The following is a 16,585-nucleotide window of genomic DNA, read 5'->3' as shown; positions in this document are numbered from 1 at the left end:
TTTTGGTGTCAGCGGCCCGGTGGGGTAATCTTTGGAATCGGTTCAGGGGCCTATAGCTCAGGTGGTTAGAGCGCTTTACTGATAATGAAGAGGTCGGAGGTTCAAGTCCTCCTAGGCCCACTCCCATGTGCCGAAGAAGGGTTGCTGGAATGAAGGTTTTTCTGCTTGTCGGGGCCGGAATTCTGGTAGCTCTCGGGGTCACCAAGCTGATCAAAAGTCAGCGCGGAGACAAGGTTTGGCACGATTTGGAAACAGGATAGAACCTAGGTACTCTGACTCCGGTCAGAAAACCGAACGGGGCCTTAGCTCAGTTGGTAGAGCGCTGCCTTTGCAAGGCAGATGTCAGGAGTTCGAATCTCCTAGGCTCCACAGTAAGAAAACACCCTCCCGGGATCCGGGAGGGTGTTTTTGTATCTCCACCCACCGTTTGTCGACCCTCTGTTTGTCGACCCACCGACGGTCTCGTGGCCCTCCCCTTTTTGAGCGAACGGCACTTTCGGCGCACTGGAGGCGATGAACATGCCGTTCGCTCGGAGTGGGGTGGCTAGAACCGCGCCCCCTATGGACCGTTCGTCCCGAATTCTCCGGAAAGTCTAGTGGTCATAACCAGCCGGGCGTAGCGTGAGGAGAACCCAATTTCAGGAGGTTCGTAGTGCTTCACAACGACATTCCCAGCCACGGTGAAATTGCCGCACTCGCGGAGGTTGAAGGGCCCACCTGCATCACCATCGTGACTCCGACTGAAGATGCGCCGCAGGATCATGACAAAGCGCGCATCGCCTTCAAGGACCAGGTCCGCTCGGCACTCGCGTCGGTGGAGGATCCGGCCGAGCGCAAACTGTTCGAGGCCGAATACGCAGAGCTCGACGACGACGACGATTTCTGGCGCTTCCAGTCGCGCTCATTGGTCACGTACGCGACGCCGGAGCGTCTGGTGACCTTCCGCCTCCCCAACCGTCTGCAAGCGCTCGAAACGGTCAGCGATCGGTTCCATCTCAAGCCGCTGCTTCGTTCTGTGACCTTCCCCCAGACGGCGTTCGTTCTCGCTCTGGCAGAGGGGTCGGTGCGACTGATCGAGATCGCTGCCGATCAGCCCGCCGACGAGGTTCGTGTCCAGGGAATGCCGAAGAACGCTGCGGATCACGCGGGCAAGTCCTCGATCAACAGTCGCACCGAAGCGGGTCGACTGTCGGGGTCGGACAGCCGAAAGTTGCGCGTCAATCAGTACGCCCGTGCAGTCGATCACGAGGTTCGCGGTGTGCTCGCCGGCCGTGACGTCCCCTTGATCCTGGCCGCTGCGGAACCCATCGCGTCGGTGTACCGCTCCGTGAACTCGTACCGCCACCTGGTCGACAAAACCGTCGAGGGAAACCCGGAAGCCTTGTCGACGCAGGAAGTGGCGGACGGGTCGCGTCCTGCGCTCGACGATTTCCACGCCGAGCAGCTCGCGGCGGTGCGTGACACCTTCAACGTGCGCACCGAACAGGGACGCACTCAAACCGACGTCGCCGACGTGGCCACCGCCGCGACCTACGGCCAGGTCGACACCGTCTTCATCGACATCGATTCCGTCGTACCCGGAAGTCTCGATCCCCAGACGGGCGCTCTCACGACCGGCGAGTCGACCAACGGAAGCACCTACGGGGTCGTCGACGAGATCGCTCGTCGTGCGCTCCTGACGGGTGCTCGGGTACTCGCTGTACGCGCAGAGGACATTCCGGGCGGCGGCGCAGTTGCCGCGATTTTGCGCTTCGCCCCGTAAACAGACTGGACGCGTGTGCGCCTCGTGACCTTATTCGGGCACGGGGCGCATACGATTCCGGCATGAAACGTGTGTGGGAACGGCTGCGCCTCTATTGCAAGACGCTGCATCCGGTCGGGCTTGCCTTTGCTCTGGTCTTCTTCACCTGGTCGATGAGTCCCTCCCTGTTGCCGCGCGCGTGGTACCTGCAGGGCGTTGCGACAGGCATATCGCTCGCGATGGGGTACGGCGTCGGCGTGACGGTTGCCTGGATGATCCGCAAGTGCGGCGTCGAACCGCAGTGGTCGGATCGCACCAAGAAGATCGGCTGGCGAGTCCTGTCGGCCGCGGCCATCATTCTTGTTCCGACGTTCTTGGTCCTCGGTTCGTGGTGGCAGCAGATCGTCCGGGATCTTGTCGAAGCTCCCCGCACCAATCAGGCGAATTACCTTCTGGTGCTGATGATTTCGCTCGGAATCTGGTTCATCCTGCTCGAGGCCGGTCGCGGTCTTCGTTTCACCACCAACAAGCTCACCGCAGTCGCACTTCGGTTCGTTCCCCTCGAGGCGGCGAAGGTCGGCAGTTTGATCGTCATCTTCGCGCTCGGCATCTTCATCGTGAACGGTGCGCTGTACAACGGGTTGATCGCGTTCGCGAACTGGAGTTTCTCCGGTGCTGATCACGAAACACCGGACGGCATCGAGCAACCCATGATCGCCGAGCGCAGTGGTTCGCCGATGTCGGCGGAAGCCTGGGATTCCCTGGGCCAGGAGGGGCGCACCTTCATGGGCAGCGGTCCCACCGCAGCCGAGATATCTGCGCTGACCGGACGTGAAGCGAAACAACCCATCCGCGTGTACGCCGGACGTGAATCCTCGGACTCGATCAACGGTGTTGCAGAGCGCGTCGTCGACGAGTTGGAGCGCACCGGCGGCTTCGACCGCGGAACTCTCGCAGTCGTGACGACCACCGGTCGTGGTTGGGTGAACGAGGACGTCGCGTCGGCGTTCGAGTACGTCGAGGGCGGCGACACGGCGATCGCGTCGATGCAGTACTCGTTCCTTCCGAGTCCGTTGGCCTTCATCGCAGACCGCGAGACGCCGATGATCGCCGGGCGGGCACTCTTCAACGCGGTCTACGCCAAGTGGATCGACCTGCCCGTGGAGACGCGGCCGGAGCTGGTTGTCTTCGGTGAGAGCCTCGGCTCCTACGGTGGCCAGGCCGCATTTGCCGGCGCCCAGGACATGATGACGCGCGTCGACGGCGCACTGTGGGTCGGAACCCCCAACTTCACTGCCCAATGGCAGGAAATCACGGACAGTCGCGACTCGGGGTCGAAGGAAATTCTGCCGGTGATCGACGGTGGACGCGCCATTCGGTTTGCCGGTGATCCGGAGGATCTGGAGCTGAAGTCGGATTGGGACGACGATCGCATCGTGTACTGGCAGCACGCCAGCGACCCGATCACGTGGTGGTCCTTCGACCTGCTGCTCAACAAGCCGGATTGGCTCAAGGAACCGCTGGGCCGCGACGTGGATCCGGGAATGACGTGGGTGCCTCTCGTGACCTTCTGGCAGGTCACCCTCGACATGGTCTTCTCGGCGGACGTCCCGTCCGGGCATGGTCACAATTACGGCGAGGATGCAGCGGACATGTGGGCCAAGATCCTGCATCCCGAGGCCTGGACCTCGGCTGATACCGACAAGCTTCGTGCGCTGCTGACCACCAATCTGGAGCCCACGAAGTAGTCGTAAACGGTTGTAATACAGCCTGTTAAGGCGAAAACCTCACGAAAAAGTGTTACGTGAGGTATGTGTTACTCTGCGTTCGCTGTGTGCCAAGCCACAGCGCAGGCGAACGTGGGGAGATCGAAACGTGAAGAGCAGAGCATGGTGGGCGGCCGGGGTCTCCGTCGCAGCACTGGTCATGGGTGCTGTGACGGCCCCCGCCGCAATGGCTGAACCGGCGGATTTCTACACGCCGCCGTCCGAGCTCCCGGACGGTGCCAACGGAGATCTCATCAAGAGTGAGCCGTCACCACTGCTGCTGAGCGTGCCCGGATCGAATGGTGCATGGCCGGCAACCGCCACCAAGATCATGTACCGAAGCGAGGACGCCAAGGGTGCCCCCGTTGCCGTGACGGGCACCTATCTCGAACCGTCGAATCCGTGGACCGGGCAGGGGGCGCGTCCACTGGTTGCCGCGGCGGTGGGAACGCACGGACAGGGCGATCAGTGCGCACCGTCCAAGCTGTTCAACACCGGTATCGAGTACCAGTTCCCGACGGACGTCATGGTCGGCTACGAGTCCATCTGGGTGAACACGTTGCTGCTCAACGGCATTGCCGTCGTAGTCACCGATTACGAGGGCCTCGGGACTCCGGGCGATCACACCTACGTCAACCGTGAAGCCGAAGCACACGCGGTTCTGGACTCGGTGCGCGCCGCGCAGCAGCTCCCGAACACGAACATTCCCGCCGACGGCCCCGTCGGACTGTGGGGTTACTCGCAAGGTGGTGGAGCTGCCGCTGCCGCAACGGAATTGAAGCCGTCGTACGCTCCCGAGCTTGATCTCAAGGGCACCTACGCAGGTGCACCGCCCGCCGATCTGGCGGCGACGCTGCAGCAGGTCGACGGCACGTTCCTCACCGGAGTGATCGGCTACGCGCTCAACGGGATCCTTGCGCAGTACCCCGAGGTTCAGCCGCTGCTCGACGCCGAGATCAACGATCGTGGCCGACAGATGTTGGCCGCCACCAAGAACCAGTGCGTCGCCGAAAGTGGATTGCAGTTCGGCTTCCAGCAGTCGTCGAGCTTCACCAATTCCGGTGAATCACTGTCCGCGGTTCTGGCCCGTCTGCCCATGGCGCAGGCGATCCTCGACGAGCAGAAGATCGGCAAGCTGACGCCGGAGTCGCCCGTGCTCATTCAGCATGGCCGCTCCGATGACATCGTTCCGTTCGGCCAGGGACAGCAACTGGCGCGAGACTGGTGCGGTAAGGGCGCAACGGTGCAGTTCTCCGTCAACGAACTGCCCCCGATCATTCCGGGCTTGGCAATCAATCACGCGACGCCGTACCTGGTGGGCACCCCCGAATCCGTCGGATACATGATCGATCGCTTCAACAACGTCCCGGCACCGTCCAACTGCTGAACGTGAACATCGAAAAGCCCCGGAACGCAATATGTTCCGGGGCTTTTCTCATGTCGACTAAGCGGTCTTTTCGGCCGAGTTCTCCTCGAGGCGAGGGGGTGCGGAAGCGACCGGCGGATGTTCGCGTCGGCGGCTCTTGAAGAACACCGCGCCGCCGATCACCGCGACACCGGCGATGACGAACACCGTGACGCGCTTGCGGCCGCGAGGCTTCTCGGTGCGTTCCGCGGACTTGGCGGGGATGGCCTTGGCGCGCTCGACGCCCTTCTTGGCGAGGACTTTGCCCTGGCGACCCAGGAACAACCCGACCTGCCCGGCGCCGCGAGCAACCGAAGTGGCGACCACCGCGGCGATGCGGCGAGCGTTGTCGGCTGCCTCGGACTCTTTGATACGAGCCGCTGTCTCTTCGAGGTAGGCGGCAGTCTCGTCGAAGGTGTCCTCGACGCGGGCGCGCGCGTGATCGAAGGTGTCGGGCAACTGCGTGCTGAGGGACTCGGTCACTCGTGTCATGACTTCACTTTGCCACAACGGCTGTACCGGGGTCGGTCGGTCGCAGATCGGACTTACGATGGGTGAATGTCGACCTCCCCTGCACGGTCCCGTCGAAGTCCGGGCCGACCTGCGATTACGTCGACAGAGGAGATTCTCGATGCAGCGGAGCGGGTGGGTTTGGACCGCTTGACGAGGGCGGAGGTCGCACAGGTCCTGGGCGTTTCTGCCGCGACGATTCGCCATCACGTCGACTCGACCGATCGTCTGTACTCGTTGGCATGCGCGAGAGCTTTCGGACGTCTGCAGTTGGATTCGGATTCGAAGTCCTGGCAGGACTACCTTCGGACGCTAGGTCAGCGGTTCGCTGAACTCGTGACTGCTACGCCTGGGCTCGAGGACTATGTGCTTCGAGGGCCTTACGAAGAGGGCACTCTGGAGCAGTTCGAGCGAATCATGAATGAGGTACTTCTACGGAATCCCGAATTCGACCGTGCAACAGCACATTTACTCGGTTCTCGGACATTGATCATTTCGGCGGCACTGCATACACCGGCGCGCAATCGTTACCCGGATTCGCGGTATCCGAAGCCTGACACCCTCTCGGCTGTTGTTTCCTGGACGCTCGACGCCTTCCTGGTCGGTGCCGAGAAGATGATCGATTCCGGTCTCATTCCCACGGTCGTTCCAACTCCTGATGCTTCTTGGACTCACATTTCAGATCACTAGATGTCATCCCTTCGTAGGAAGGTAAGGCAACCCACATCAATTATTGCTACTGTGGCAATTATGAATAGACACAGGTGGAGGCCAAGATTTCTGGTTGCAGCCGGGGCTGCGTTAGTGCTCGCGCTCGCTGGATGTTCATCGGACACGGGTGTGGACGACGACGGAAGTTCGGCAGCGAGCGGAAGTTATCCGGTGACCATCAGTACGGAATCCGGAGACGTGATCATCGAGTCGGCACCTGAACGGATCGTCACTCTGGGAAACCCGGCGTTCGAGAACGTCGTGGCGCTGGGATCGCACCCCGTGGCCGCGAGCGTGACCAACATCGACAAGCTTCCCTATCTGGCGGACTACGTGGGAAACGAGGCGCTCGACGAGTCCTTGGCTGACATCTATGCAGGGCAAGTGAATTTCGAGCGGATGCTTGCGGTCGAACCGGATCTCATCATCGCTCCTGCTTGGCCGGTTTTCACCGAGCCCGCTACGTTGGAGCGGCTCCGAACGATCGCTCCCACTTTGATATTCGACATGCAGGACGCAGACAACGATTGGAGAGTCGGCGTTCAGCAGGTCGCGGATGCGTTGGGCAAATCCGAGCAAGGCCAGGCGCTGATCTCCGCGGCAGTCGACGAGTTCACCGGTGTGGCAGCGGCGAACCCGGGACTTGCGAAGCGGCCGTACTCATTCGGGCTCTACTACAAGGAGCAGATTTCGCTGGGTTCGGGGGGAAACATTCTGCGCCTCTTCGGAATGAGACCGGCTGAGGACCAGGCGACGGTGGAATCGACGGGAACTCCGGTGACGTATTCGGGTGAGACCGCCGGCGACGTCGACGGTGAAGCGGTACTTCTGATGCCGTCACCACGGGATTCCATCGCGAACCTCGAACAATCGCCTTTCTGGGAGTCGAATCTGAAATCCCGCGTCGTATGGCTCAGTGATGCGCAGGGTGAGGCGATCAACAATGCGAGTGTACTTGGAAAGACGTGGCTGCCGGGAAACCTGGGTACCGCGTTGGGACAGTTGGGTTAGTCGAGCGTGGACAGGGCGAGAGAATCCCGGTTACCTGCGGGCATGGTCATGACCGTTGCCTCGATTGCCGAGGTTGAACAGCGAACGGACGACACCGTTCGAGTTGTGTTGCAGTCGAGCGAGTTCGGAAACCTGAGCGTTCGTGGGGCGGCGCCGGTGTTCAAGTTGTTCGTGCCTCGGGAGCCGGCGGACGAGATGATGCTCCCCACCTTGGGGTCGGACAAACTCGCGGTTCCCAGTTGGGAGGCCGACCCCCGGCGTCCGATCGGGCGTTCCTACACAGCAATCGATTTCAATCCTGGCGATCGAAGGATCACGTTCGATGTCATAGATCTCGGGAAGCCGGATTGGTGGCTCAACCGGACGGGCGTAGGCAGTCGCGTTGGGGTGATCGGATTCAAACACGAACTCGTCCTTGTTCCGGGCGTCACTGACGTCGTTGCAGTGGGCGACAGATCTGCGCGCCCGGCTGTCGGATCCCTGACGAATTTCGCCGAACAAGTCCGAATACACAGCTTCACGGGTCCGTCAGGCGAGCACGGATTCCCTGATATCGAATGGGTGGACATACTGGATCGGACCAAGGTGCGGACGGAATCGACGATGTTGTGGATCGGCGGCGAGAAAAGTCGTGTCGCCCGCTTGCGCAACCAAGCGATCGAAAACGGCCTACCGCCGTCCCGGATGATCGCATTGCCGTACTGGTCGGCGGGGCGAACGCGCGACGAGTTCGATCATGCTCTGTACCGGCTGTACCAACGCGCCGCTGCGGACGGTATCGACATTTCCAATCCGGTCGTCGCCGCCGACATCGAATTGCAGTGACGCATGCTCCGTCGAGCGGAATTGGCGGGCTCACATCCGCGAGAACGTCGGCAATGGCACGATGGTGGTGTGACTTCAACTCATCAGACCGCAACCGCAACGCTGCACACGAACCGCGGCGACATCAAGATCGCTCTGTTCGGCAACCATGCGCCGAAGACCGTCGAGAACTTCGTCGGCCTCGCCGACGGCTCGAAGGAGTACACCACCGCAAACGCCGCCGGCACCAAGACCGGCCCGTTCTACGACGGTGCCATCTTCCACCGCGTCATCGACGGCTTCATGATCCAGGGTGGCGACCCCACCGGCACCGGCACCGGCGGCCCGGGCTACAAGTTCGGTGACGAGTTCCACCCGGAACTGCAGTTCGACCGCTCCTACCTGCTGGCCATGGCCAACGCAGGCCCGGGAACCAACGGCTCGCAGTTCTTCATCACCACCGGCCCGACGCCGCACCTGAACCGTCGCCACACCATCTTCGGTGAGGTTCTCGACGACGATTCCAAGAAGGTTGTCGACGCTATCTCCTCGACCGCCGTCGATCGTGGCGATCGTCCGGTCGAGCCCGTCGTGATCAACAGCATCACCATCTCCTGAACAGGTAAAACAAGCAGATGACGAACCCCGGTTGGGGCGGCGGTGCGAGTGAGGGCATCCCGCCCCAACCGCGGTGCGTCCGCCATCCAGATCGACCTACCGCACTTTCCTGCAATCGTTGTGGACGCCCGGCGTGCCCGGACTGCCTTCGCGAGGCGGCGGTGGGATACCAATGTGTCGACTGTGTAGCTGCCGGTCAACGCGATGTCCGTCCCGTTCGGGGCGTCGCCGGAAACACCGTGAGCCCCACCCGAGCGGTCCCGGTCGTGACGTACACCTTGATGGGGCTCAACGTCCTGGCGTTCCTCGCGACCTTCGCGCAGTCGCGAAGCATCATGAACAATCAGGTCGGCTCGTCGATCTTCGCGAACTGGGCACTCAATCCGGGTCTGGTCGCCAGCGGTGACTGGTTCCGGCTCATCGGCTCCGGGTTCCTGCACTTCGGCATCTTGCACCTCGCGGTCAACATGTACGCGCTCTACATCCTGGGGCGCGACACCGAAATCGTGATGGGCCGCTCCCGGTACATCGGCATCTACCTGGTTTCGCTCCTCGGCGGTTCCGCCTCGGTGATGGCGTTCCAGCCGGTGTTCTCCTCGCTCACGGCCCTGTCCTGGACTGCTGGGGCGTCGGGTGCGATCTTCGGCATCATGGGCGCACAGGCAGTTCTTCTCCTGCGTTTGCGTCGAAGCCCGGTCCCGATCATCTCGGTGATCGCGATCAACGTGATCATCAGCATCTCGCTGCCCGGGATCTCGTTCTGGGGTCACGCGGGAGGCCTGGTGGCCGGTGCCGCAACGGCAGCTGCCTTCCTGTACGTCCCGCAGTGGTTGGGCGCCGGCGAGAACCGAGTGAAAGCAGTGCGGATCGGCTGGATCGCTTTTGGTGCCGTCACCGTGGTGACAATCGGAGTCATCGTGCTCCGCGTCGTCCAACTGCGCGAACAGTTGGGGATCAGCTAGCAAGAATCGTGCACCTGAGTACAGGTGCACGATTCTCCTGCTTCTATCGTTCAGCCGCCGATGACGGACTCGCAGGCGAACGTGATCTCGAAGCTCGACGTCTCCGTCGGGTTGCTCCCGTCCCGGGCGCCGATTCCCTCGCCCGTCACCACGAAGGTATTGCCGTCCTGCTTGGCACTGGCGGACCCGCCGGGCAGACCCGGTGCGAATCCGGCGGTGTACGGCAAACCGTTCGATCCACCCTCGCTTCCGGCGATTCCAGCAGTCTGAACCGTGCCGGATTCATCGATGATGGCCGAGACGGTCAATACGCCGTAGGTCGCATTTTCCGCGTCGAGCAGTGTCATCACTGTCGTGCCGCCGTCCTTTGCGCACTTCGTCTCGAATTTGGCGTCAAGTGCCTTCCCACCGACGCTGACCGAGGACGTAGCGGACGAAGCGCCGGTAGCGGTCTTTTCCGAGTCAGTCTTGTCGGAGTCGCTGCCGCAGGCGGCGGTGAAAAAAGCGACCGCCGCGATGGTGGCAGCGACTGCGGTGGAGGACCGGCGGGTCATCGTGGTCCGAACCAACTTCGTCATGTTCTGTCCTTCAAGTCATGCGGTGCGTACGCACTTGCTCCGGCTATTTCGCCGACAACACTAGCCACTGACTCGATTCCAGTAGCTCTAAACCCGCAGCTCAGACGGTTTTGTCGCGTTCGACTGTTCAAGGACGTTCGTCGGGCTGCCGGGAATCATTTGCCGGATCGTCGGGAGTAATCGCACATGCGGGGACGGCTTCTGTAGAGATTGTCCACATAGGTTGAGCTCAGTGGTGCTTCTACTGTGGCTTGAGTCACTTCGTCGATAGCACCGCTGACCTTTTCCGAGGAGTACCCCTGCCATGACCTCCACCGATAGCACCACCACTGACGGTGGGGTTGCACCGAGCGAGATCGAATCTCGCGTGGTGAAGAAGGTAGCGCGACGGCTGATCCCCTTTCTGATCCTGCTCTATTTCGTGAACTATCTGGATCGTACGAACATCGCCTTCGCCAAGCTCACCATGAGCGCCGACCTCGGGATGACCGAGACCATGTTCGGCCTCGCCTCCGGACTCTTCTTCGTCGGCTATCTACTGTTCGAGGTGCCGAGCAACCTGGCCCTGCACCGCTTCGGCGCCCGGCTGTGGATCGCGCGCATCATGCTCACCTGGGGCATCCTCGCCGCTGCGCTGGCATTCGTGCCCAACGTGGGCAGCCTCTACTTCCTGCGCATCCTGCTGGGAATCGCCGAAGCCGGCTTCTTCCCCGGAGTTCTTCTCTACCTGACCTTCTGGTTTCCGAAGAAGTACCGCGTACGCCTGATGGGCTTGTTCCTGCTGACGCTTCCGCTCTCGTCGGCGCTCGGCGCCCCGCTCTCGGCCGCCATCATCCAGTACGGCGACGGTCTGTTCGGCCTGGCCGGATGGCGCGTGATGTACCTGATCGAGGGCCTGCCCGCCGTGATCTTGGCATTTGTCGTCTGGTTCTACCTCACCGATCGTCCCGCCGACGCCAAGTGGTTGACCCTCGAGGAGCGCACGTGGCTGATGAAGTCCATGGCCGACGAGGAAAAGGAACTCGGCGACGCCGGTCACCAGTCTGCCGGCAAGACCCTGCGTGATCCCCGCGTCATCGGGTTCGGTCTGGTCTACTTCGGAATCACCTACGGCCTCTACGCTTTGAGCTTCTTCCTGCCGAGCATCGTCGCGGGATTCAAGCAGACGTTCAATACTGATTTCTCGCTCGTCGAGACGGGTCTGATCGTGGCCGTCCCCTACGCGATCGGCGCTGTCGCGATGGTGCTGTGGAGCCGCCATTCCGACAAGACGGGTGAACGAATGTGGCACGTTGCAGCACCGACGCTCCTGGGTGCGGTATCCATTCCGATTGCGCTGTATCTGGATTCACCGTTCACCGTCATGATTGCGGTCTCGCTCACGGCCGTCGGCGTCCTGTGTGCGCTCCCCGTCTTCTGGTACCTGCCCACCACGTTCCTGACGGGCGCCAGCGCGGCTGCGGGTATCGCGATGATCAACTCGATCGGCAATGCGTCGGGCTTCGGCGCTCCGTACATCACCGGCTGGCTCACCGATGTGACCGGAAATGCCAAGGCAGGTTTGTGGGTGGTGGGCGCCGTGATGCTCTGCGCCGCAATCCTTGTAGTGGTTCTGGCAAAGCGATCGAGCAAGCCCGCTCAGATCTGACCGAGTTTCCCCGCACTGGCACGCAGCCGGATCAGGAGCGCAAGATCGAGCGCCTGGTCCGGCTGACGCCACTGTGTGCCGATCAACCGGTCGATCGATTCGAGGCGTTGGTACAGAGTGTTGGCGTGAATCGCGAGCGCTGCGGCGGTCGCGGAGTGCTTGCAATTGTGCGACAGGTACGACGCGAGGGTGTCCAATAGCGGAACGCCGCGTCGCTGCTCCTCCTCGAGGAGTGGGCCGAGGGACCGCTGCGTCAGTGCTTCCAGTTCTTCGCGGCCGGTGCGGCTGAGCAGAATTCGGTAGATGCCGAGTGAACTTGCCGGTTCCACGTGTGAGGCCCGCCCGAGCGTCTCGAGGACGTCGACAGTGTGCTGCGCCTCGACATAGGCTCGCGCCAGACCTTCCGCTCCCACTGCGGGATCGGCGATTCCGACGGTCGGGTTCTCCGCCGGCTGCACCCATGCCGCCGCAACCTCTGCCGGTGACATTCCGGGAATCAATGCGATGACCCGTGAACCATGCTCGGCAACAACAGTTCCCGAGGGAAATGCAATTTCCTCGATACTGCGACGAGTACGGTCGACGGCGTCTGCCGGGCGGGCCACCACGACAGTGTACGAGCGGTCGGGGTTGAGCCCGGCCAGGCGGAACTGGCCGGTGACCTCGGCCGGCGTCGGCGCTGGCCTGGTGATCAGATCGACCAGAAATGCGTCGCGTGCTCGACGGGTGGCTTCCCGGGCCGCCCGTTCACCGACCAGCGCCAGCGCAATGGCCGGGGCCGACCTTTCGAGTGCCAATCTCATGGCGGCGGTGGGTTCTCGGCGCGAGAGCAGGAACAGAACCCCGAGTTGGTCACCGGCACTGCGCACTTCGGTGGCGAACAGGAACTGCTCACCGACGATGAGCGTCACTTCCTGCTCGCGTCGGTCTGCAGCGAAGATGTCGAAAACTCGACGAACACTCTCGCTCACCCGTTGCAATCCCGGTGGAATCTCGGATGTTCCGGTCACGAAGAACACCGGCGAACCCGTCGACGCCGAGGTTTCTTCCACGAGTTCACGGACTCCACCGCCGCGCAGGACAACTTGTGTGAGCGATCGGTCCCAGGTCAGTGTCTGTTCGAGAAGTGCTGTGCGCTCGGCAAGTTCGGTGTTCGCTGCATTCACTTCTGCAACCGTCGCGCGATAGCGTTCGAGAGAGCGGGCATTCTCGATCGCCACCGAGGCATGAGCTGCGAGGGCGGACAGCAACGCAACTTCCTCGTTGCCGAATCGGCGCTCCTGACGTTTGCACGCGCACAGAGCACCCAGAATCTTGCCGTTCAACGTCAGTGGCACGGCCAGCAGGCCGCGCATGTTCTCGGCCCGCGCTGCGTCGTCGGCCGGCCCGATGTGCGCAAACGACGGATCGTTGCGATAGTCCGAAGACCAAGCGGGAGAAGAGTTCTCGACCACTCGACCGATCAGACCTTCGCGGAACGGAACCGTGAGGCCGAGCAACTGCGACGTATAAGCCCCGCTCGTCACTTCGATGATCAAGATGTCGTCATGAATGAGAGCAAGGTACGAAAGGTCGACGCCGAGTAGTCGTTTGGCCTGATCCACGATCTCCTGCAGGAGGGCGTGGTGATCGTGCATCGTGGTGAGCAGCGACGCGATGTCGTTGAGCGCCCCCAGTTCGGTGGCGCGCTGTCGGCGCTGAGCCAGGAGACTTCGTAGTTGAAGCGCCGATCGGGCTTCTCGCTCGATCTCGGCAGCGGCCTCCGGGGCTGACCCGGCGGCCAACTGATCGCGATGCTCGATCAGTTCCTCGGTGGATGCCTCGGCCAGGAGAAGCTGCAGCCAGTTCTCGTGCATCGGCACTCCCTTGTCAGACGAACGGCGAGTATGGAGAGAATGCCCATACGGTTTCCGGTTTCTCGGAGTAAATCTACATGGGGTGGTGTAGCCGCCGTCACTATCGTGGAGGCATGACACTCCTCGAGGCGCTCGGCTCGCAGATCGATGCGGATCGACTGATCACCGACCCCGACATCATGGCGAGCTACATCCACGACGACGCCGAGTGGGCTCCCTACGAGATGCCCGTAGCGGTGGTCCGTCCGCGCACAGCCGAGCAGGTACAGACAGTTGTGCAGGCGTGCATCGCCCACGGTGCGCCCGTCGTCACGCGCGGCGCCGGCACCGGTCTGTCGGGCGGAGCCAACGCGGTCGCCGGCGGCGTCGTGATCGCCTTCGACGCGATGAACGCCATCAAGGAGATCAACACCCTCGAGCGTTTGGCCGTGGTCGAACCCGGAGTGGTCAATGATCACCTCCGCGACGCCTGCGCCGAGCACGGCCTCTGGTATCCGCCCGATCCAGCCAGCGCGCCCTGGTCGACGATCGGAGGCAACGTCGCGACCAATGCCGGTGGCCTGTGCTGCGTCAAGTACGGCGTCACCAAGGATTATGTGCTGGGCATGCAGGTGGTCACCGGAACCGGTGAGCTGGTTCGGCTCGGGCGTCGAACTGCCAAGGGAGTGGCAGGATTTGATCTCTCGGCGCTCATGGTCGGCTCCGAAGGCACTCTCGGCGTGATCACCGAGGTGACCGTCAAGCTTCGTCCTCAGCGCGATCCCGAACGCACCATCGTCGGATACTTCGACTCCATCGTCGCTGCGGGCAAGGCCGTCGAAGCCGTAGCTGCGGACGGTCTCACGCCGTCTGCCCTCGAGTTGATCGATCGACAGTGCCTGCTTGCCGTCGACGCCTGGAAGAACATGGGCCTCTCGGCCGATGCCGAGGTTGTCCTGCTCGGCCGCATCGACACACCGGGCGAGATCGGTGACGCCGAAGCCGAGCGAATGTTGGCCTGTTTCAACCGTTCCGGGGCAACCTGGAGCGCCAGGTCCACCGATCAGGAGGAAGCCGACGCCCTGTTCTCCGCCCGGCGTCTGGCGTACCCCGCCCTCGAGCGGCTCGGCCCGGTGCTCACCGAGGACATCTGTGTTCCCAAGGGGGCGGTTCCGGAGATGTTGGCGCGCATCGAGGCCATCTCGGCCAGGCACGACACGCACATCGCGAACATCGCGCATGCGGGTGACGGCAACCTGCATCCGCTGCTGATCACGCCACACGACGACGAAGCGGCGCGGAGGCGCGCTCAGGCCGCTTTTGCCGAGATCATCGACAACGCCCTCGAGTTGGGCGGAACCGTCACCGGTGAACACGGCGTCGGCCTGCTGAAGATGGGCGGCCTCGCGCAAGAATTGTCACCGGCCGTCGTCGCGATGCATCATGCAATCAAGGGCGCACTCGACCCGCACGGAATCATGAACCCCGGCAAGGTGATCTGAAGGAAGGCTGGCTCCGTAACCGAATCGGTTTCCGGAGTTACGCCGTCGAAATGACGAGTTCCTACGCTCGAGTTGAACCGTTTGGCCAACTCGACGTATGGAGTCATGAATGTTCTCTTCCGATTTGACGCTGGCAAGTGTTGTTCCGCGACGCGTGGACACGGTCGAGGCCGTCCGGGCGGCAATCGCTCTCGACGGCGCCGCGGTCTTCGGTGGGCTGCACACCGAGGAAGATGCCGTTGCATTCGCGTCGAAGTTGCTCGGTGAGAAGTGCATTCGCGTCGGCCGCCAGTTCGAGGCTAGCGCCAAAAGTCAGGACGCCGAAGCCGCTGTCGTCGACACGCAACCGGTGGACGAACGCGGCCGCAAGCGCTCGTTCGGTATCTCCGGCGAGCGGATGACCGCCCACAACGACGGGTTTGCTTTCGGTGATTACGCGCCCGACTATCTATTTCTGTGGTGCAAGCGTCCGGCGTACCCGAGTGGCGGCGACTCGTTTCTCATCGATGCGGTCAAGCTGACGCGATTGCTCGCCTTCGATCCCGCAACGGCGGAACTGGCCGAATTCTGTTGGAGCACAGACATCGACCATTCGGAACCGAACTTCCCACAGAACACCTTCGCGCCGATTGCCCGGACTGTGCCGAGTGGACGCAACCAAGTTCGGTACCACCCGTACCTCGCGCCGATCGCCGGTGAATCGGAGGAAGCGCAGTGGCCGCTGGTGAAGCAGTGGAGTGAGGCCGTGATTCACGTGCGAGACAGCGGGCCGATGTTCCGTGCCGAAGCCGGCGAGATGATCTGCATCGACAATTACCGGGTGCTGCACGGCCGCGATGGGTATACCGACCCCGGCCGCGAGCTGTACTCGATCTGGGGATGGTCGAGCGACGCCGTCGCGGTGCCGCAGCAAGCGCTCGACATCGTGCAGCCGGACCTCGCGGCACTGGCCATGTAGCCCGCGCCTACTTCTCCGGCGGCACCAAACCTTGGACGGCGAGCACGTCCAAGACATCCTCCGGCGACGTGCCGAGATCCCAGCGTCCGAAGATCAACAGCTTCTCCGTGTCGGTGGGCCGGTCGACGATGTCGATCTCGAGCATCGGGACGCGTCGGCCCAGACGCGGGTAGCGGACAAGCCGCACGCGGTCGATCTGTTCGCGGGTGAACTCGTGGCGGGCGCGCAATCGCTGCACCGCGATCGACTTGATTCCCGCGTCTTCGATCACTGCCAGGCGGGGACGCTGACGCAGGGCGAGTCCGCCCATCACGAACAGCCCGATCACCGCGAGGGCGAGCAGGAAGCGTCCGGCAGGCTCGGTGGGCGCGATTATCGAGGCGATCGCGAGGGCAATTCCGCCGCCGAACATCGCGTAGACAACACCCATCGGAGTGGCCCACGAGACGACCTCCGTGGCGTTGTCACGAGGCTGTGGATGAAATTCATCCTCGAGCATGTGGATAACTTCCTAGGTTGTCCACAGGAGTTATCCA

At 62.5% G+C, this 16,585-nt stretch carries 15 protein-coding genes and 2 tRNA genes; 13 read left to right on the top strand and 4 right to left on the bottom strand.

Annotated features, from left to right (window positions below; all coding sequences use genetic code 11):
- Nucleotides 1–46 precede the first annotated feature (46 nt).
- From G8767_RS13100 to G8767_RS13080, 5 genes are all read left to right on the top strand, one after another.
- Nucleotides 47–120 (top strand) — tRNA-Ile (locus tag G8767_RS13100).
- Nucleotides 121–296: 176 nt separating this feature from the next.
- A tRNA-Ala gene (locus G8767_RS13095) sits at nt 297–369 on the top strand.
- A gap of 283 nt (nt 370–652) precedes the next feature.
- A complete protein-coding gene (locus G8767_RS13090; protein WP_003942559.1) occupies nt 653–1,762 on the top strand; it encodes a hypothetical protein in 1,110 nt (369 codons plus the stop codon).
- Between the two features lie 62 nt (nt 1,763–1,824).
- Entirely contained in the window at nt 1,825–3,489 is a 1,665-nt protein-coding gene (locus tag G8767_RS13085) for an alpha/beta-hydrolase family protein (RefSeq protein ID WP_166810393.1), read from the top strand.
- Between the two features lie 127 nt (nt 3,490–3,616).
- The gene (locus tag G8767_RS13080; RefSeq protein WP_166810392.1) at nt 3,617–4,894 is read left to right on the top strand and encodes a lipase family protein; all 1,278 of its coding nucleotides are present in this window, start codon (nt 3,617–3,619) and stop codon (nt 4,892–4,894) included.
- A gap of 57 nt (nt 4,895–4,951) precedes the next feature.
- Here G8767_RS13080 and G8767_RS13075 read toward each other — a convergent pair whose 3' ends face one another.
- Nucleotides 4,952–5,404, bottom strand: a complete 453-nt coding sequence (locus G8767_RS13075; protein WP_206029279.1) for a hypothetical protein — start codon at nt 5,402–5,404, stop codon at nt 4,952–4,954.
- 66 nt (nt 5,405–5,470) lie between these two features.
- Between G8767_RS13075 and G8767_RS13070 the strand changes: the two genes are divergently transcribed.
- The 5 genes from G8767_RS13070 to G8767_RS13050 all read left to right on the top strand — a co-directional run bounded on the left by G8767_RS13070 (nt 5,471) and on the right by G8767_RS13050 (nt 9,528).
- Nucleotides 5,471–6,112, top strand: a complete 642-nt coding sequence (locus G8767_RS13070) for a TetR/AcrR family transcriptional regulator (RefSeq protein WP_166810391.1) — start codon at nt 5,471–5,473, stop codon at nt 6,110–6,112.
- Between the two features lie 192 nt (nt 6,113–6,304).
- The gene (locus tag G8767_RS13065) at nt 6,305–7,144 is read left to right on the top strand and encodes an ABC transporter substrate-binding protein (protein WP_166810390.1); all 840 of its coding nucleotides are present in this window, start codon (nt 6,305–6,307) and stop codon (nt 7,142–7,144) included.
- Nucleotides 7,145–7,186: 42 nt separating this feature from the next.
- Nucleotides 7,187–7,969 (top strand): siderophore-interacting protein, encoded by a 783-nt coding sequence (locus tag G8767_RS13060; protein ID WP_166810389.1) that lies wholly within the window; start codon nt 7,187–7,189, stop codon nt 7,967–7,969.
- A gap of 69 nt (nt 7,970–8,038) precedes the next feature.
- Nucleotides 8,039–8,566 carry a peptidylprolyl isomerase gene (locus G8767_RS13055; protein ID WP_007729190.1) on the top strand — a complete coding sequence of 176 codons (528 nt, stop codon included), beginning with the start codon at nt 8,039–8,041 and terminating at the stop codon, nt 8,564–8,566.
- Nucleotides 8,567–8,583: 17 nt separating this feature from the next.
- Nucleotides 8,584–9,528, top strand: coding sequence for a rhomboid family intramembrane serine protease (locus G8767_RS13050; protein ID WP_124566976.1), 945 nt, complete (start codon nt 8,584–8,586; stop codon nt 9,526–9,528).
- A 50-nt stretch (nt 9,529–9,578) separates the two neighbouring features.
- On the opposite strand, the gene G8767_RS13045 is transcribed toward G8767_RS13050, so the two are convergent.
- On the bottom strand, nt 9,579–10,106 hold the full coding sequence (locus G8767_RS13045) for a lipoprotein LpqH (protein ID WP_095969323.1): 528 nt from the start codon (nt 10,104–10,106) through the stop codon (nt 9,579–9,581).
- A 304-nt stretch (nt 10,107–10,410) separates the two neighbouring features.
- Between G8767_RS13045 and G8767_RS13040 the strand changes: the two genes are divergently transcribed.
- Nucleotides 10,411–11,754, top strand: a complete 1,344-nt coding sequence (locus tag G8767_RS13040; RefSeq protein ID WP_095969324.1) for an MFS transporter — start codon at nt 10,411–10,413, stop codon at nt 11,752–11,754.
- Here G8767_RS13040 and G8767_RS13035 read toward each other — a convergent pair.
- On the bottom strand, nt 11,745–13,610 hold the full coding sequence (locus G8767_RS13035; RefSeq protein ID WP_166810388.1) for a GAF domain-containing protein: 1,866 nt from the start codon (nt 13,608–13,610) through the stop codon (nt 11,745–11,747). The genes G8767_RS13040 and G8767_RS13035 overlap by 10 nt on opposite strands.
- A 113-nt stretch (nt 13,611–13,723) precedes the next feature.
- Between G8767_RS13035 and G8767_RS13030 the strand changes: the two genes are divergently transcribed.
- Together G8767_RS13030 and G8767_RS13025 are read left to right on the top strand one after the other, a co-directional pair.
- Nucleotides 13,724–15,091, top strand: a complete 1,368-nt coding sequence (locus tag G8767_RS13030) for an FAD-linked oxidase C-terminal domain-containing protein (RefSeq protein ID WP_240952218.1) — start codon at nt 13,724–13,726, stop codon at nt 15,089–15,091.
- 109 nt (nt 15,092–15,200) lie between these two features.
- Complete coding sequence (locus G8767_RS13025; RefSeq protein ID WP_166810386.1) at nt 15,201–16,049, top strand: TauD/TfdA family dioxygenase; 849 nt, start codon at nt 15,201–15,203, stop codon at nt 16,047–16,049.
- Nucleotides 16,050–16,056: 7 nt separating this feature from the next.
- Here G8767_RS13025 and G8767_RS13020 read toward each other — a convergent pair whose 3' ends face one another.
- On the bottom strand, nt 16,057–16,548 hold the full coding sequence (locus G8767_RS13020; RefSeq protein WP_166810385.1) for a PH domain-containing protein: 492 nt from the start codon (nt 16,546–16,548) through the stop codon (nt 16,057–16,059).
- Nucleotides 16,549–16,585: the final 37 nt, after the last annotated feature.

Origin of the sequence: Rhodococcus sp. IC4_135 (assembly GCF_011602025.1) — a bacterium.
Lineage (GTDB): Bacteria > Actinomycetota > Actinomycetes > Mycobacteriales > Mycobacteriaceae > Rhodococcus_F > Rhodococcus_F baikonurensis.
This window is presented reverse-complemented; position numbering and strand designations above follow the sequence as displayed.

Excerpts from the sequence above, each read along its gene's own strand:
- G8767_RS13085 (WP_166810393.1), top strand. The coding sequence starts at position 1,825 with ATGAAACGTGTGTGGGAACGGCTGCGCCTCTATTGCAAGACGCTGCAT.
- G8767_RS13075 (WP_206029279.1), bottom strand. The coding sequence starts at position 5,404 with ATGACACGAGTGACCGAGTCCCTCAGCACGCAGTTGCCCGACACCTTC.
- G8767_RS13070 (WP_166810391.1), top strand. The coding sequence starts at position 5,471 with ATGTCGACCTCCCCTGCACGGTCCCGTCGAAGTCCGGGCCGACCTGCG.
- G8767_RS13060 (WP_166810389.1), top strand. The coding sequence starts at position 7,187 with ATGGTCATGACCGTTGCCTCGATTGCCGAGGTTGAACAGCGAACGGAC.
- G8767_RS13050 (WP_124566976.1), top strand. The coding sequence starts at position 8,584 with ATGACGAACCCCGGTTGGGGCGGCGGTGCGAGTGAGGGCATCCCGCCC.
- G8767_RS13045 (WP_095969323.1), bottom strand. The coding sequence starts at position 10,106 with ATGACGAAGTTGGTTCGGACCACGATGACCCGCCGGTCCTCCACCGCA.
- G8767_RS13040 (WP_095969324.1), top strand. The coding sequence starts at position 10,411 with ATGACCTCCACCGATAGCACCACCACTGACGGTGGGGTTGCACCGAGC.
- G8767_RS13035 (WP_166810388.1), bottom strand. The coding sequence starts at position 13,610 with ATGCACGAGAACTGGCTGCAGCTTCTCCTGGCCGAGGCATCCACCGAG.
- G8767_RS13030 (WP_240952218.1), top strand. The coding sequence starts at position 13,724 with ATGACACTCCTCGAGGCGCTCGGCTCGCAGATCGATGCGGATCGACTG.
- G8767_RS13025 (WP_166810386.1), top strand. The coding sequence starts at position 15,201 with ATGTTCTCTTCCGATTTGACGCTGGCAAGTGTTGTTCCGCGACGCGTG.
- G8767_RS13020 (WP_166810385.1), bottom strand. The coding sequence starts at position 16,548 with ATGCTCGAGGATGAATTTCATCCACAGCCTCGTGACAACGCCACGGAG.